The organism is Pseudomonas sp. KB_15 (assembly GCF_052114525.1).
In the GTDB taxonomy this organism is placed as follows: domain Bacteria; phylum Pseudomonadota; class Gammaproteobacteria; order Pseudomonadales; family Pseudomonadaceae; genus Aquipseudomonas.
Genome location: NZ_JBFREX010000240.1, coordinates 1 through 430 on the forward strand (window position 1 = coordinate 1; position 430 = coordinate 430).

The 430-nt window shown below is 64.8% G+C and carries 1 protein-coding gene; it reads right to left on the reverse strand.

Annotated features, from left to right (window positions below; translation table 11 throughout):
* The coding region (locus AB4Z35_RS30675; RefSeq protein WP_442101254.1) for an MFS transporter at positions 1-430 on the reverse strand (430 nt) is incomplete at both ends.

Sequence of the window (430 nt, forward strand, 5' to 3'; positions counted from 1 at the left end):
GCTTTGCACCAGGCCGACCGCCTTGCCACGGTGCTTCGGGGCGATGATCTCCCCGATCAGCACGGCGCCCACGGCCCATTCCCCGCCGAAGCCGAGCCCCTGCAAGGCACGGAGCACGAAGATCTGCTCGAAATTCTGCGCGAAGCCGATCGCGAACGTGCAGACGGAGAACCAGAGGATTGTGCCCTGCAACACMTTGACCCGGCCGTAGCGGTCCGCCAGCATGCCCGCGATCCATCCGCCAATCGCGGAGAAGATCAGCGTCACGGTGCCCAGCAGCCCTGCCTGGCCCCGGTCCAGTCCCCAGACGTCGATCAGTGACGCGAGGACAAAGCTGAACACCATGAAATCGAAGGCATCGGTGGCCCAGCCGATGAACGATGCCAGGAACGTCCGCCTGGCTTGCGGGCTCAGTTCCGCATACCAGTCC